This window comes from Pedobacter frigiditerrae, assembly GCF_032678705.1.
GTDB lineage: Bacteria > Bacteroidota > Bacteroidia > Sphingobacteriales > Sphingobacteriaceae > Pedobacter > Pedobacter frigiditerrae_A.
This window is the reverse complement of the sequence record NZ_JAVTSS010000002.1, coordinates 1,526,470-1,541,984: the sequence shown is the minus strand read 5'-3', so window position 1 is coordinate 1,541,984 and position 15,515 is coordinate 1,526,470. Positions and strand designations below refer to the sequence as shown.

Sequence of the window (15,515 nt, the reverse complement as noted above, 5' to 3'; positions counted from 1 at the left end):
ACTCTTAATTTCTCAACGGTTTCCCCTTCGTTACTATACTCTGTATTCTCTCCAATGTCTTTCTCTCTCCGCAAAGCGACAAAAAGGCTTCCCTTTCTAAATCCAAAAGATATTGTTCAGTCACTTCAGTAGGCGATGATAAATCTCCACCGCACATTACCCAGCCCAATTTCTCAGAGATTTTTTTATCGTGTTCTGAAATATAACCCCCTGAATACATCGTGTTTGCACCAGCGTAAACTATTCCCAAACCTTGTTTACCTAAAACCTTAATGTCTTTTCGCTGAACAGGTTTAGTATATCCTGCGTCTGCCAGTTCAATTGCCTTTGCCTTAGCATCGGCAATTAAACGGCTCCTGTTCATACTAATGGCATATTTATCTTTTTGTAAATAACCCAATTCAAACGCTTCAACAGCGGATGTACTTACTTTAGCCATTCCGATAGTCAAGAAGCGGTCTTTCATCGTGTTCTGCACAATTTGGTCAGCTTTGTATTCGTCTGATGCTCGCAAAGCAAACTCTTTACTTCCACCACCGCCAGGAATAACACCTACACCAAACTCAACCAAACCCATGTATGTTTCTGCATTTAACTGCACGAAATCGGCGTGTAAACTAAATTCGCAACCACCACCTAAGGTTAAATTATGAGGGGCAACAACAACAGGAATTGAAGAGTAGCGAAGGCGCATTGATGTATTTTGGAATAAACGAACAGCCATATTCAGCTCTTCCCATTCTTGCTCAACTGCCATCATAAAAATCATTCCTACATTTGCACCAGCAGAGAAGTTTGCCCCATCATTTCCAATCACCACACCACGATAATCTTTCTCTGCCATATCAATGGCCTTGTTAATGGCTGACAAAGTATCTCCACCGATCGTATTCATCTTAGAGTGGAATTCTACATTTAAAATTCCATCACCTAAGTCAATGATAGATGCTCCACCATTTTTCCAAAGCACTTTATTGGCTCTTAAATTATCAAGGATGATAAATTCATCTGTACCTGGAATTTCTTTGTAACTTTTAGATGGGATATCGTAATATTTTTTAACGCCATCTTCAATTTTATAAAATGAGGTATGTCCGGCAGCCAACATTTCGGTTACCCAAGCAGCTGGTGTGTGACCCAATTGTTTCATTCCATCTAGCGAAGCTTGAATACCTACAGCATCCCAAACTTCAAACGGACCTAAATCCCAACCGAAACCTGCTCTCATTGCATCATCAATACGATACAATTCATCAGAGATTTCTGGAATACGGTCTGAAACATATTCGAACAAACCAAAGAAAGATGCCCTGAAAAGTTCAGCTGCTTTATCTTTTCCTGTCGCAAAAATTTTCATTCTATCCGCAACTTTTTCAATGGTTTTAGTCATTTCTAAAGTAGCTGATTTTACTTTTTGCTGCGGACGATATTCTAGCGTTTTTAAATCAAGCGCTAATATTTCTGTTTTGCCCTCTGGTGTTTTTGTCTTTTTATAGAAACCTTGTTTGGTTTTATCGCCCAACCAATTATTGGCTTCCATTTTCTGAACATATTCAGGAAGCTTGAACAAATCGTGAGCCTTATCATCCGGACAGTTATCATACAGTCCTTTTGACACCTTAATCATCGTATCTAAACCAACCACATCAGTTGTACGGAAAGTAGCTGATTTTGGTCTACCCAATGCCGGACCAGTAAACTTATCCACCTCCTCAACTGTCAAGTCCATTTTCTCTACCAAATGCAGTAAAGACATGATGGAATAAACTCCGACTCTATTGGCTATAAACGCAGGTGTATCTTTACATAAAACAGTTGTTTTACCTAAAAATTTATCTCCATAATGCATTAAGAAATCTACCAATTCTGGTTTGGTATGTGGCGTCGGAATAATTTCTAATAACCTTAAATAACGTGGCGGATTGAAAAAGTGTGTTCCGCAGAAGTTGGCTTTAAAATCATCACTTCTGCCCTCCGCCATCATGTGTATTGGAATACCCGAAGTGTTTGAAGTAACCAAAGTACCTGGCTTGCGGAATTGTTCTACTTGTTCAAAAACCTTCTGCTTAATACCTAAATTCTCAACTACAACTTCTATTATCCAGTCGTAATTGGCAATTTTAGCCATATCATCTTCAAAGTTTCCTGTGCTAATTCTTTTTAAAACACTTTGTGAATAGATTGGAGATGGATTAGTTTTAACAGCAGTTTGCAAAGCCGTATTTACGATACGATTTTTAACTGCTGGATGAGTTAAAACTAACCCCTTTACCTCCTCTTCTGCACTTAGTTCTTTAGGTGCAATATCCAAAAGCAAAACCTCTACACCAATATTAGCAAAGTGGCAGGCAATACGAGAACCCATAATGCCCGAACCTAATACGGCTACTTTATTTATTCTTTTCATCATTCTCTTTTATAGTTGCGTAAGCCAAGGTTAATTGGTTCACTTTATCTAAGGTTGATATCAATTGTTCTTTTTCTTTCGGACTTAGCTTATCGTTCAAATACTCATTGAAAGAGACCACAACATTTCTGGCTAACTTTCTTTTTTCTATTCCGAATGGTGTTAAGAAAACCTTCACTGAACGTTTATCACCTGTAGAAGTTTCACGATAAATTAAGCCCAACTCTTCCATGTTGTTTAACATTCTGGATAAACTCGTAGCTTTAACACCAAGTAAAGCAGCCAGAGCGGAAACTGCCGTTCCTTCTGCCTCAATATTGATGAGCACATAACCTATGGCTTGTGTAATACCAAAGCCACCGGCAATTTGGTTATAGGTGTTGGACACGTTTTGCCAAACCACCTTTAAAAAATAATCTACTGTTTCTTTCTGCTTCATTAATTACTATGCTTGCATAACAAATTTATAGAATTAGATTTTAGTATGCAAATAGAAAATGAAAATAATTTTTAGCTTAAACTAACTTTGACAAAGTTCTAACCAAGTGCATAGAACTTTGTCAAAGTTTAAGTTTTTTGAAGCGCATTTGTGAAGCATTTTTTAAAGTTTGCTCCTGCTTTTTGCTTCAATCTTTTGTGTTTCCTTCGACAAGCTCAGGATGACAACACAAAAGGATTTTCGCTTCTCCCGATAGCTATCGGGACAGGGCTAAAGAAAAATGTTTGTGCTACTATGAGGGGTTGCAAACTGCCCAAAGAACCACTGCCTTTGTTATATAAACCCTGCCTGCGGCAGGCAGGCTTATTGAAGTGAACACGTAGGGGTAACCCTTGCGGTTACCCGAAGTAAAACGGAAAAAAGGTCTGTAATTGCCGAAAGGTGATGGCATTGATTTTCTAAAAATAAAAGAATAAGCGAGGAGATTCCTTATTTACTAAACAACATTTACCACCCCGCCCTTCGGGCACCCCTCCAATGGAGGGGAATAAAAAAAAGCGTCCCGATTGCTCGAGACGCTTTAGATATTTTAAAGTTTAATCTACTAGTATAAAGTAAATTCTACTCTTCTATTTTGTTGGCGACCAGCCGGTGTAGCATTGGTTGCAATTGGTTGACTTTCGCCATATCCTGTCGCTTCAATTCTACTAGCATTAGCACCTTGAGAAACTAAATAAGCTTTTACTGATTCTGCTCTATCTTTAGATAAACGTAAGTTTAATGCATCAGAACCTGTATTATCTGTGTGACCAGCTAATTTCAAGCTAAAATTTTTCTCCATCAATAAAGCCGCAACTCTATTTAAGGTAGGATAAGATTTAGCACGGATCGTCGCTTTACCTAAATCAAATTCTAAGTTAGAAATTGCATCAGCAACAACTTTACGGTCAGCTTCAGTTACAATTACTCTTTCAGTTACTTGCGGAGCAGGAACTTTTAAAGGACATCCAGAGCCATCAACCACAGTACCAGCAGGAGTTCCAGCACATTTGTCCAATTTATCAGCAACACCGTCGCCATCGGTATCTTTTAATAAATCGTTCATGTCAGAACGTAACCTTGCATTTTCAGCTTTTTGAGCATCTAAATCAGATTTTAAAGCGTTAGCGGCATTTTTAGCAGCAACAGCCTCATCATAAGTTGCAGCAGTTGGACTAAAGAAAGCTAATTGTTTTCCTTTACCTAAAGCAAATTCTAAACCAGCATAACCATAGCTATATCTGTCGTTTCCACCTCTTGCATAACCGTCAAAATTATCTCCATCAACAAAATTCATGGTCCACCCTAAATCTAAATTAATCGCGTCAGATAAGCGGAATTTTGCACCTGCACCAACTGGAATAATTAATACATCGTCAGTTGCATTTTTAACAGAAGCGCCACCTGTACTAACTGTAGTTGTGGTATAGTTAGCGAAACCACCACCAGCAGAAACATAAAGTTGAGCGTTGTTTTGTTGTTTAAACATACTCCAGTTAACAAGATTTAACTGAGAGCTTAAGCTTGCCGAGTAATTTAAGTCAGTAGAATAAGAAGCAAAAGGAGTTACGTTAAATCCACCATCTTTATATGGCTTTGAATTGTCTGCTCTAACCTCACCTCTTTGTCCATCAATTTTTAATGAGAATGCAGGTGTAATTTGTTTTTTAATGTAAAGACCGTACCCAAAATTGTAATGTGATTTAGTGAAATCATACTGACCCCCTATTGGTGAGAATTGAGATAATACACCTCCAGTTAAGCCGATAGACCAAGTTCTAAAAGGTTCTGACGTTGTAGTTGTGGTTTCTTGTGCCATTGCAGAAGAACCAATAAATAGACCAGCTAAAGCTACTGGCATAAATTTTAAAAATTTCAGTTTCATAATATTGATTTTGTAAATAAGCGTTCTTGTTTATTTACAAGCCTTTAGGCAATACCTATACCAAAAACCAGCATGCCAAAATTTTAAAGCCCCATACTACACTAAACTACAGCGGTTTACACCTCATTCTAGCTAATTAAAAGAGTGTTAAAAAATGTTAAATGTTGTGTGCTTTGCTATACAAATAGATACAAAAAGTGTTGGGGCGCAGTGAAACAACCAAATACCTTTTTTGTTTGAATTATGGGTTTTCTCCTGCAAATTTCCATTTTGTGCTAAAATTTTCTGGCAATTGTTGATTATTTAAAAGCGCTCTCACCATTTCTACTGGCATATTGTTTTCTTTTAGAATTTTATCATGAAATTGGATATTGCTCATTTTCCCACTAGTAACCAATTCTTTATGTAAAGCCCTAAATTGTAAACCGCCTAGCATGTAACCAATTTGATAAAGTGGGCCATAGCCACCTGTAAAAGAGCGTCGAACTTCTGCTTCGGCATTTGCTCTTTCAAAACCTACTCTCTCAACCAAAAAGTCTATGCATTGTTTAGGTGTCCATTTGCCTAAATGATAATTCATAGAGAAGATAATTCTAGCACAACGGTGCATTCTCCAAAACAACATTCCTATTTTATCTTCCGGTGTTTTTGCGAAGTTTTTATCCCATAATAACATTTCCCAATATAGCGACCAACCTTCTGTCCAGAATGGCGTACCGAAACCTCGGCGATATGGTTTATATCTGCTTTGCATAAAATATTGCAAATTATGACCAGGGATTAATTCATGAAAGACTACTGCTCTAGAAAAATGACGATTGTTCCCTCTTAAGGTCATCATCTTTGCATCTTCAGTCATGTCTTCTGTAGGGTAGGCAATCAATACAGATTCTCCCCCTAAAAAGAATGGTGCAAATTGTTGTTCTTTTGGCGTTAACATTCTCATTCTCCAGCCTTCCTTGGCCAGTTCAGGAACAGTGATTAACTTGTTTTGCTCCACAAAATTAATGGCTTCATTTGCCAGTTCATAAACCAATTCTGGTTGTTTGCCTAATGCAGGATAATCTGTTTTAACTTTCTCTAAAGCTTTTTTCCAATCCTTACCAAAACCCATTGCCGTTGATGCTTTAATCATTTCTGCATCACACCAAGCAAATTCTCTCATCGCAATTGATTCAATTTGCTCAGGTGTATAGGCTATCATCTCATCCTTCAACAAATCTAAAAAGGCAGCTCTTCCTATAGGATTTCCTAAAATCCCACTACCGTCGTCTTTAGCGATTGATAACTTAGCAGTTTTCCCTAATTCAGCCGCTAAATTCCTTAATGCGGTTAAAACATCAGGATAAACATTTTTAGTTGCCTTGGTAAATTGTGGGTCGTAACCATCGTAGAATTTATAAGCTTCAGTAAAAACTTCCAAATATTGATTAACGGTTGTCTGCGCCCAACTTGCTTGTAATGGTGTTAATACTATTTTCTTATCATTTACATCTTTAGTAACTTGATTAATTTCCTCTTTTAGCTTATCGAAGATTTCTGCTGAAGTTTTACCATCTTGTTGTTTACCAACTCTTCTTTTCTGTTCAAATGCAATAATTGTATTAGCAAAAGGAATGGCGAACTTTGTATTTTTGAACTCCTCATTTGCTTGTCGTAATGCTCGTACGTCTACATTAATGTCTCGTTTCAGGAGTGTGTAATCAACTCGTTCATTTACGTTCAGCTTATCAAAAGGAAGCGCTTTTAATTTGGCTAACCAAGTGCTGTAAAATTTATCCATTCGTAGGAAGTATTCTTCAGAACGTTTTAGCGAATATTTGCGAGCCAACATATTCTCATCAGACTGATACTGATTGATTAAAGCACTAACAATGCTTACATCGCCACTAGAACCGATTGAACTGTTATTTTGAGCACAAGAAAGTTGAGCTAGTTGAATGATTAAGAAAAATGACAGGATAAGTTTACGCATTGCCGATGATTATATTTTTTGATGAAATTAGTCATAAAACTATTTAAGTCAATGCAAAATAAAGGTTACTTGTTTTAGGGTGTTTTTGCCACATAATATTGTTTGAAGGTTATTTTTCTTGTCAATCTAACTATGTGGTCAACTAAGTTTCGGTCGGTGAAGACGCCAACCGATAGGGAAATGACGACTTCATTTGAGGTTCGTCATTGCGAGGAGGAACGACGAAGCAATCTTTCATACTAGAGCTTCTAGCTTTGAATTACCATTCTTTTACTTCTTCCCATAAATCTTTCCATTCAGGATTTATGCGCTATATTAATTTAATTTTCTTAATTCTACTCCCACCTTTAATTCTTTTCTCTTCAGCAATAGCTTCTTCAATCGTTAAAAAAGAGTTGTAATAAACCAATTTATTAAGATTGAACCTTGCTGAAAATGAACCTCCATAAAACTTTTCTCTATGCTCAATCATCCTAAACAACAAATCAGAAGTCACACCTACATAAAGAGTGGTATGAGTAAAATTAGTAAGGATATAGACAGTTCTACCTCTTTCCATATAAGATTATTTAAAGAAAGGTTTTCCCCTCATAAAAGATTGCTTCACGCCAACGCTCGACCCCTGCTTCAGTTCGCAATGACGACTTCACTTGAGGTTCGTCCTTGCGAGGAGGAACGACGAAGCAATCTTTCCTGCAAGCTGTCCTTTCATAAAAGATTGCTTCACGCCAATGCTCGACCCTTGCTTCAGTTCGCAATGACGCAGAGACCCCAACAATTTTCCATCTGTTTTACCATCCCACTGCCTTATCATCTCCTCTAGGATCTGCACCACCTTGATAGTAGCCCCATTTGGTTTTTAGAATAGCGTCTACTCTTCCAATTGCTCCACGAGGAACGATTTTGTAACCTTTAGCTTTAAGTCTTATGGTTGTTAGACTGTCTAGTGCTTTTTCTTCCACATCTACTTGGTCTGGTAACCATTGGTGATGGAATTTCTTTGAGTTAACCGCAGCTTGCATCGACTGGTTAAAATCAACTACGTTTAAAATAGTTTGAAAAACTGAAGTAATAATTGTTGAACCACCTGGTGTACCGACAACCATATACAATTGACCATCCTTGGCTAAAATAGCAGGAGTCATAGAGCTTAACATTCTTTTATTTGGCGCAATGGAATTAGCTTCTCCCCCAACTAAACCATACATATTTGGCGCACCAGGTTTTACAGAGAAATCATCCATCTCATTATTTAAAAGGAAACCTGCACCTTTAACTACCACACCTGCACCATACGAACCATTTAAAGTTGTGGTAACGGAAACTGCATTTCCAGCTTTATCTACAATAGAAAAATGTGTGGTTTCTGGATGTTCTGCGGGAGGAATTTCACCTGCGCTTATTTCTGCACTTGTACTTGCTTTATTCCAATTGAATGTGCTCATTCTTTGTTTGATATAAGCATCTTCAATTAATTTTTTCTGTGGTACGGGATAAAAATCTGGGTCGCCTAAATGAGCTGCTCTATCTGCATAAACTCTTCTTTCTGCTTCAATCATTACTTGAACAGTAGAATCTGTATTGAAACCCCATTTTGATAATGGATAAGGCTCAACGGATTTTAGCAATTGTATCAAAGCAATTCCGCCGCTTGATGGAGGAGGCATTGTAACTACTTCATAACCTCTATAATTACCTGTTACGGGTTTACGCCAAACTGCTTTATAATTTGCCAAATCTTGTTTGCTAATGATACCTCCACCACGTTGCATTTCTGCAACAATTGAATCTGCTACAGCACCTTCATAAAAACCATTTCTACCCTGTGATGCAATTAACTTTAAGGTATTTGCCAATTCACTTTGTACCAAAACATCTCCTTCTGCCCAAGGTGTATCTTTTAACAATGCCGTACCTAAGGGATTTAATTTTTTGAATCTTCCCTTTAATCCGTTTAATTCTCTGGCTTGTCTTGCCGATAATTTAAAGCCTTCTTCGGCTAAGCGTACTGCTGGAGCAACCAAATCTTCCCACTTTAAATGACCGTATTTTTGGTGAGCTTCTACCATTCCCGCTACAGAGCCTGGCACACCAGCCGCTAATTGTCCGTATAAACTTTTATCCACTATCGGATTACCAGCTGCATCTAAATACATATCTCTTCCGGCATTTGCCGCAGCTTTTTCCCTAAAATCTAATGAATTGATTTCGCCTTTGGCAGAGCGATAAACCATGAAACCTCCACCACCAATATTACCAGCATTCGGATATGCAACGGCTAAGGCAAATTGTACCGCAACAGCCGCATCTACCGCATTCCCACCTTTTTTAAGGATATCTACACCAACCTCAGAAGCTATTTCATTTGCTGAAACAACCATTCCATTGTAATATTCGCCGCTATTATTTTTACCTAGATGACCACCAGCACAACTAAAGAGCAAACTAATAATCAATAAGTAACTGCCTATTTTTATTATGCTAAGATTCTGGCTTATAGTTTTCTGCATCCTTGTAAATTTTATCGATGGTATTTTTGTTTTTTTCTAATATAACTTTACGTTTAAAGCTTAGTTTCGGTGTTAACTCTCCTCCATCTATGCTAAACTCTTTGGCTAACAGTGCAAAACGCTTCACTTGCTCCCATTTGCCAAATTCTTTTCCAAGGTCGGAAATTATGCTGTCATATTTAGCTAAAACCTGCTCATTTTTAATCATTTCCTCATTGGTGGTATAAGAAATTCCTTTATGAGCACACCAAGCTTTTAAAGCTGGGAAAGTAGGAACGATTAATGCCGCAGGAAATTTCATGTTCTCACCCAACACCATTATTTGCTCTATTAAAGGAGATTCCTTGTATCTATTCTCTAACATTTGTGGCGCCACATATTTTCCTCCAGCCGTTTTGAAAATCTCCTTTTTACGATCCGTTATTTTAAGGTATTTACCATTTAAAATTTGTCCGATATCTCCTGTATGGAACCAACCATCTTTATCTATTGTTTCGGCAGTTAGATCATCTCTCATGTAATAACCTTTCATGATGTTATGTCCACGAGCTAAAATTTCACCATCTTCCGCAATTTTAATCTCAACACCTTCTATTGCCGTACCCACTGTACCAAACATGGTTTCCCCAAAATGATTTACAGTTATTACCGGCGAAGTTTCAGTTAAACCATATCCTTCAAAAATTGGCATACCTGCTGCCCAGAATATTCTGTTTAACCTAGGGTTTAGTGCTGCCCCTCCAGAAACGATAACAACAATACCGCCGCCTAAAGCTTCTTGCCATTTCTTAAACACCAATTTACGAGCAATTGCCAATTTGAAATTATACCACCAGCCATTGTTATGGTCAAATTTTTCGGCTAAAGCCAAAGACCAAAAGAATATTCCTCTTTTAATGCCTTTTAAGTCCTTGCCTTTTTCCATGATTTTATCATACACCTTTTCCAATAACCTCGGAACGGTAGAAAATGCATTAGGTTTTACTTCTTGTATATCTGCAACTATCGTATCTATGCTTTCGGCATAATAAATTGAAACACCACCGTAGGCATACAAGTAAGAAACCAATCGCTCAAAAATATGAGAAAGGGGCAAAAAGCTTAACGCCTTATCTATTCCGGCTGGCAGTAAAACTGATGACTTTTCGAAATTTTGCACCAAATTGTCATGCGTTAACATTACGCCTTTAGGTGTGCCTGTTGTTCCCGAAGTATAAATGATGGTCAAAATATCTTCGGCTGTTACCGCATTTCTATAAGTTTCTAAATCAATATCGGTCGCTTTTCCGGCCTCTACTAAACTCTCCCAATGGGTTGCGCCTTTAAATTGGTTAAAAGAATAAATCTGAATTGGATTTTTAAGCTGAGTAGCAACAGCTTTTACTTTATTGTATATCGCTTCATCACTTACAAAAACTGTTGTTATTTCTGCATTCTCGATGATGAATTTAACATCATGTTCTGCTAAAGTTGGATATAGTGGAATTTGATAAGCTCCAAGCTGCATGATGGCGAAATCGCAGATGTTCCATTCGGGTCTATTTGCCGACATGACAGCAACACGAGATCCCTTGCCAATACCTAAAGTAGTTAACCCACGACTTAAATTATCTGTGGTATCACAAAAGTCTTGAGTGCTATATTTTTTCCATGCCCCCTTTATCTTTCCACTAACAAATTCTTGTTTAGGAAATTTTTCGAGGTTATACTTTAAAAGGTCGAATACTCTTGTTATTGATGTAGACATGGAGTAGCTTATTAAATTTGGCTAGATAACTAACAACAATGTGGCTTTATTTAATTGCTGTTTCTCAAATCTAATAAATTATCTTTTCTGCAACAACCGATTTTAAATTTATTCTGCATGCATAGTAATTTATTACTTTTTTATGAGCTTAATAAATAGAAAAGCCCTCCCGAATTATTTCCGAGAGGGCACTTCATAAAATTTATGGACTTATTTATAAGTTGCAGCTAATTTTAAAGCATTGTAAGCATTTACAATTCCACCACTTACACATAAATCTGCAAACGGAATGCTAACCGTATCTGCACCTTTCATGGTAGATACATTGTGGTTAACTTTTACAACAGATTTCATAATGATATCTTTTACTTGTACTGCAGTTAATTTTGGATAATAAGAACGAATTAAAGCCGCTAAACCTGTTACTACCGGAGCTGCCATACTTGTTCCATCTTCTTCAATGTATTTATTGTTATCAGGCACAGTAGAAAGAATTCTTACGCCAGGTGCAAATACATCAACTGATGTTTTACCATAGTTTGAAAAGGCTGCCTTTAAAGTTTCATCATCCTTTGGTCCAGATGCACCAACTGTTAACCAAGAGCTAGCAATGCTACCATCTAAATATTTTGCGGTTGGGAAATTGTTCTCTACATCAACATCATTGTTGTCGTTGCCTGCTGCGTGTACCAATAAAACATCTTTACTTACCGCATATTTTACCGCTTCATCTACCACTGCTTTATCCCAAGAATAAGATTTACCAAAGCTCATGTTTAATACTTTTGCGCCATTGTCTGCCGCATAACGGATGGCATTAGCCACATCCTTATCGCGTTCATCACCGTTTGGCGTATTGCGAACACCGATAATGATTACATTATCTGCCACACCTTTTATACCAATTGTGTTGGTGCGGTCTGCGCCAATAATACCCGACACGTGAGAACCGTGTAAAGCGTCAGGGCCTTTAATGTCGTTATTACCATAAAAACGTTCTTTGCTATCATTTGGGTTATCACCAACAATACTTCTTGGATCGTAATCTATGTTTAAGTTATATTTAACTTGCTCCGTTAATTGTTTAACACCGGCTTCGATTTGAGTTTTATAAAATGTTTTGAAATCCATTTCACTTAGAATACCTAAAACAGCTGCTTTAATCCCTTCTTCTTGTTTGGTGGTTGCTTTAAATGCAGTGAAATCTGCAGCAGTTGGATTCTCTTTTCCAATTTTCTTAACCACCAAATCTAAATAATGTTTGAAACCCGTAATACCTTCTAAATCGCTTTTTGCAGTACCCAATTGCTTTTCTAATTCTGTACGATTATTTACAAAAGCTTCGTAATCTACTTTATCTTTTCCTGCCACAGTTGATGCAGTTACACCTGCAAAACGAGCATTGTCTCTGCGCACTAAACGAGTAAGTTCTAAGGTTTCAAATTCTACTGAACCAGTTTTACCACCAAGAAAGTTCCAGCCATGAACATCGTCTATATATCCGTTTTTGTCGTCATCTAAGCCGTTACCTGCTACTTCCTTTTTGTTAGTCCAGATTACTCTTTTTAAATCTTCATGATTTAAATCTACACCACCGTCCAATACTGCTACCAATACAGGTGTTGATTTTTTGCCTTTTAAAAGTTCTTTATATGCCTTTTCTGTACTGATACCAAAAATTGTATCTGTTTTAAGGTCTAGGTTTTGCCAGTTGGCTTTTTGTTGTGCGGATGATAAAAGTGGAAGTGCCGCTACGAGAGCAAGCGATAATAATTTCTTAATGTTCATGTTTTAATGTTAGTTATGGAGAACGTGTTTGGTTTGTTATTATTATTTAATTCTCAACAATGATACCATAATTAACCAATAGGCCGATTAATCCTTCTGGAGAAAATTTAGCTTTTCTTAATTGGTTTTTTTCTGGGTCGATGGTAAAATTATAGGAAGTTGTAAAATTTGCGCCACTTAAAATAGTTCTCATGAAAACAGCAGTGCTTAAATCACAACGCTCAAATCTAGCATCAGTTAAATCTGCTTCCGAAAAATCAGTTCCTTTTAACGAGCAATTTTTGAACTTACCTTTCTTATTTTTCTTTTTCATAAAAGCTGCATAATCTAAAATGCAATTAGAAAAATCTACACCAAAAAGAAAATCTTTTGTATTGGAGAAATCTACACCGACCATTTTACAATTAACAAATTCTACACCATCAAAACCAATAGCACCAAATTTAACCATACTGAGATTGCAATTATCGAAGGTGCATTTTATAAAATCACAACCATAAAAATCTGCTCCAGTAAGGTCGCAATTTTTAAAGGTGCATTCGTCAAATTGGGTTTCTCTTAATCCCTTAGGTAGGATTGAAATTTTTTCGAACGTTTGATTAATATGATAGTTACTTTCTTCGGTAGCCATTTTTAGAATTGAAGGCGCAAATTAAGAAAGAGATTTGAGATATGAGAATTGAGATGTGGGATTTGAGATTTTGCAGGAACACAGGTTCAAAAGAACCACAGGCTTTTGCTAGATAAACCTGATTGAAGTGAAAAGCCCACAGCGTAGCGAGGACTTGTAACGAAAAGCAGGACTAACATTAATTGGAATGCTGAATTTGCTTTTCTAATAACCCTACCCCAGCCCTCTCCTTAAGGAGAGGGAGCTATTTCGATAAACAAAAAAGGATGAACAATTTGTCCATCCCTTTAAAGTATTAATTACGCTACTTCTTTTTTATCTAGTAGTTTTTTAATTCTATTTTCGATATCATCCAAATCAAATGGTTTGCTGATATAATCATCTGGTGTTGCCATTTCGCTCATTTGTTTGCTACGAACATTGGCCGACATTACAATTACGGGGATGTGTTTGGTAAAAATGTCATTTTTTAAATCGTGGCAGATTTCGATACCATTACCATCTGGCAGCATAACATCTAAAATGAAAAGATCTGGAATTGAATCCTTTAATTTGCTTTTCATTTCCTTAAAGGTTGATGAAAGTTGCAATTCATATCCTTCATCTTTTAATAAAAACTCGATGATGTAACCTATGTCTTTATCATCTTCTAAAATGTGTATCCTTTTTTTCATCTATTAAGTTTGTTTTTTTGCAGTTTTATTGTCAGTTCCAAAAGCAACGAAATGCTTTCATAAATATGAAAACAGTTGAACAAACTAAATTGTTTGAGTCGTTTGAAGAAATATTTTTAGCTAAGGATTAACTTCTTCTTTATAGTTTAAGGCACTATAACCATAAGCGCAGAGTATCAACATGATAGTCATACAAATAAAGAGAACGTTGTAACCAAACTTTTCTGCCAGATAAAACCCTGCAATTGGGGCAACAACTTGTGCAATAGACCAGCTAATCATGTAACCTGCAGCATACATTCCCCTATTAAATTCGTTGCTTCTTTTGATAACAAAGGTATTGATGAACGGCATAGAAAACATCTCGCCAAACGTAAAACATACAATACTTAAAAGTGCTACCACAATCGGCAAAAACTTAGGAATCATTAATACTGCGAATGATACTCCTGTAATTAAAACCCCTGTTATGATATAAAATTGAGGCGAACGTTTGTTTTCTAGTTTGCTAATCATCACCATTTCTAGTAGTGCGATAATTGCGCCATTTACACCTAAAATTAAACCTATGGTTGCTTCATCTATATGCCATTCTTGCTTAAAAAATACTGGCACAACCCTAAACATTAAGAAAAAACAAGTGGCAAAAATGGTAGTTAGCAAAATGAATTTTACAAATAATGCATCTTTCCAAGGTTTCCTAACAGTGATGCCCACTAACTTTTCTTTTACTGCTTTTCTGAATCCTTTAACGGCTGGTAACAGCAAAAATATGGCAATGCCGACAGCAATACTCACCACTCCATCTACAATAAATAATAACTTGTAATTAAAAGAAGCGATGATACCACCCATTGTTATGCCAAACGAGAAACCAATATTAGTGGCCAATCTGTTTAAAGAATAAGAACGTGTTTCTTTTCCAGGTGCAGAATAAGCGGCAATTGCGGCAAAGTTAGCTGGACGAAATGCATCGTAAAAAAAGCTGATTAATAAGGATAAAATGCAAAGTGTGGTAAAATCATTTACTTGCGCAAATACCAAAAAAAATGCACCACCAATGATTGATGAAAAGATTTGAACTGGCCTGAAGCCAAACATGTCTGTCAATTTTCCTCCTGCCGTTGCACCTAAAATGGCGCCCACACCAAATAAGGAAATAATGATACCTGCATCAGACTCTGGACGATGTAAAGACTGCGTAACATATAAACCCATAAAAGGCACAGCCATGTAACCGCAGCGATTAAGCAGAATTACACAGCTTAACAGCCAAGTTTCTCTACTTAAACCAGAAAATGAGGTTTTATATGCGTTAAAGATGGAACGGAACATGATGGTTGGCTTGAAATCAAAAATAGACATTCGGCTGTAAAATCCTATCCATAATTTCTGTATTTTTGATTTCGCCCAAAAATTC

General features: G+C 36.9%; 11 protein-coding genes. All 11 read right to left on the bottom strand.

The features are described 5' to 3' along the window. Window positions 1-4: 4 nt before the first annotated feature. The 11 genes from R2Q59_RS17305 to R2Q59_RS17255 all read right to left on the bottom strand — a co-directional run bounded on the left by R2Q59_RS17305 (window position 5) and on the right by R2Q59_RS17255 (window position 15,460). Window positions 5-2,410 carry a 3-hydroxyacyl-CoA dehydrogenase/enoyl-CoA hydratase family protein gene (locus tag R2Q59_RS17305; protein WP_316786516.1) on the bottom strand — a complete coding sequence of 802 codons (2,406 nt, stop codon included), beginning with the start codon at window positions 2,408-2,410 and terminating at the stop codon, window positions 5-7. Further along, on the bottom strand, window positions 2,391-2,846 hold the full coding sequence (locus R2Q59_RS17300; protein WP_131551086.1) for a MarR family winged helix-turn-helix transcriptional regulator: 456 nt from the start codon (window positions 2,844-2,846) through the stop codon (window positions 2,391-2,393). The genes R2Q59_RS17305 and R2Q59_RS17300 overlap by 20 nt, the downstream gene beginning before the upstream one ends. A 604-nt stretch (window positions 2,847-3,450) precedes the next feature. After that, a complete protein-coding gene (locus R2Q59_RS17295; protein WP_316771290.1) occupies window positions 3,451-4,770 on the bottom strand; it encodes an OmpA family protein in 1,320 nt (439 codons plus the stop codon). Between the two features lie 241 nt (window positions 4,771-5,011). Next, window positions 5,012-6,745, bottom strand: a complete 1,734-nt coding sequence (locus tag R2Q59_RS17290) for a DUF885 family protein (protein ID WP_316786514.1) — start codon at window positions 6,743-6,745, stop codon at window positions 5,012-5,014. Window positions 6,746-7,055: 310 nt separating this feature from the next. Next, the gene (locus tag R2Q59_RS17285) at window positions 7,056-7,304 is read right to left on the bottom strand and encodes a GIY-YIG nuclease family protein (RefSeq protein WP_316786511.1); all 249 of its coding nucleotides are present in this window, start codon (window positions 7,302-7,304) and stop codon (window positions 7,056-7,058) included. 232 nt (window positions 7,305-7,536) lie between these two features. Further along, window positions 7,537-9,255, bottom strand: a complete 1,719-nt coding sequence (gene ggt, locus R2Q59_RS17280) for a gamma-glutamyltransferase (RefSeq protein WP_316786509.1) — start codon at window positions 9,253-9,255, stop codon at window positions 7,537-7,539. After that, window positions 9,227-11,002 (bottom strand): long-chain fatty acid--CoA ligase, encoded by a 1,776-nt coding sequence (locus tag R2Q59_RS17275; RefSeq protein ID WP_316771282.1) that lies wholly within the window; start codon window positions 11,000-11,002, stop codon window positions 9,227-9,229. Before R2Q59_RS17275 ends, ggt begins: the two co-directional genes overlap by 29 nt. A 210-nt stretch (window positions 11,003-11,212) precedes the next feature. After that, window positions 11,213-12,790, bottom strand: a complete 1,578-nt coding sequence (locus R2Q59_RS17270; protein WP_316786507.1) for a S8 family peptidase — start codon at window positions 12,788-12,790, stop codon at window positions 11,213-11,215. A 46-nt stretch (window positions 12,791-12,836) separates the two neighbouring features. Next, the gene (locus tag R2Q59_RS17265; protein ID WP_316786505.1) at window positions 12,837-13,421 is read right to left on the bottom strand and encodes a pentapeptide repeat-containing protein; all 585 of its coding nucleotides are present in this window, start codon (window positions 13,419-13,421) and stop codon (window positions 12,837-12,839) included. 299 nt (window positions 13,422-13,720) lie between these two features. Then, a complete protein-coding gene (locus tag R2Q59_RS17260) occupies window positions 13,721-14,095 on the bottom strand; it encodes a response regulator transcription factor (RefSeq protein ID WP_316771276.1) in 375 nt (124 codons plus the stop codon). Window positions 14,096-14,215: 120 nt separating this feature from the next. Continuing rightward, on the bottom strand, window positions 14,216-15,460 hold the full coding sequence (locus R2Q59_RS17255) for an MFS transporter (protein ID WP_316786503.1): 1,245 nt from the start codon (window positions 15,458-15,460) through the stop codon (window positions 14,216-14,218). Window positions 15,461-15,515 lie beyond the last annotated feature (55 nt).

Bases quoted from the DNA above. Each gene is read 5' to 3' on its own strand.
- R2Q59_RS17305 (WP_316786516.1), bottom strand. From the start codon at position 2,410: ATGATGAAAAGAATAAATAAAGTAGCCGTATTAGGTTCGGGCATTATG.
- R2Q59_RS17300 (WP_131551086.1), bottom strand. From the start codon at position 2,846: ATGAAGCAGAAAGAAACAGTAGATTATTTTTTAAAGGTGGTTTGGCAA.
- R2Q59_RS17295 (WP_316771290.1), bottom strand. From the start codon at position 4,770: ATGAAACTGAAATTTTTAAAATTTATGCCAGTAGCTTTAGCTGGTCTA.
- R2Q59_RS17290 (WP_316786514.1), bottom strand. From the start codon at position 6,745: ATGCGTAAACTTATCCTGTCATTTTTCTTAATCATTCAACTAGCTCAA.
- R2Q59_RS17285 (WP_316786511.1), bottom strand. From the start codon at position 7,304: ATGGAAAGAGGTAGAACTGTCTATATCCTTACTAATTTTACTCATACC.
- ggt (WP_316786509.1), bottom strand. From the start codon at position 9,255: ATGCAGAAAACTATAAGCCAGAATCTTAGCATAATAAAAATAGGCAGT.
- R2Q59_RS17275 (WP_316771282.1), bottom strand. From the start codon at position 11,002: ATGTCTACATCAATAACAAGAGTATTCGACCTTTTAAAGTATAACCTC.
- R2Q59_RS17270 (WP_316786507.1), bottom strand. From the start codon at position 12,790: ATGAACATTAAGAAATTATTATCGCTTGCTCTCGTAGCGGCACTTCCA.
- R2Q59_RS17265 (WP_316786505.1), bottom strand. From the start codon at position 13,421: ATGGCTACCGAAGAAAGTAACTATCATATTAATCAAACGTTCGAAAAA.
- R2Q59_RS17260 (WP_316771276.1), bottom strand. From the start codon at position 14,095: ATGAAAAAAAGGATACACATTTTAGAAGATGATAAAGACATAGGTTAC.
- R2Q59_RS17255 (WP_316786503.1), bottom strand. From the start codon at position 15,460: ATGTCTATTTTTGATTTCAAGCCAACCATCATGTTCCGTTCCATCTTT.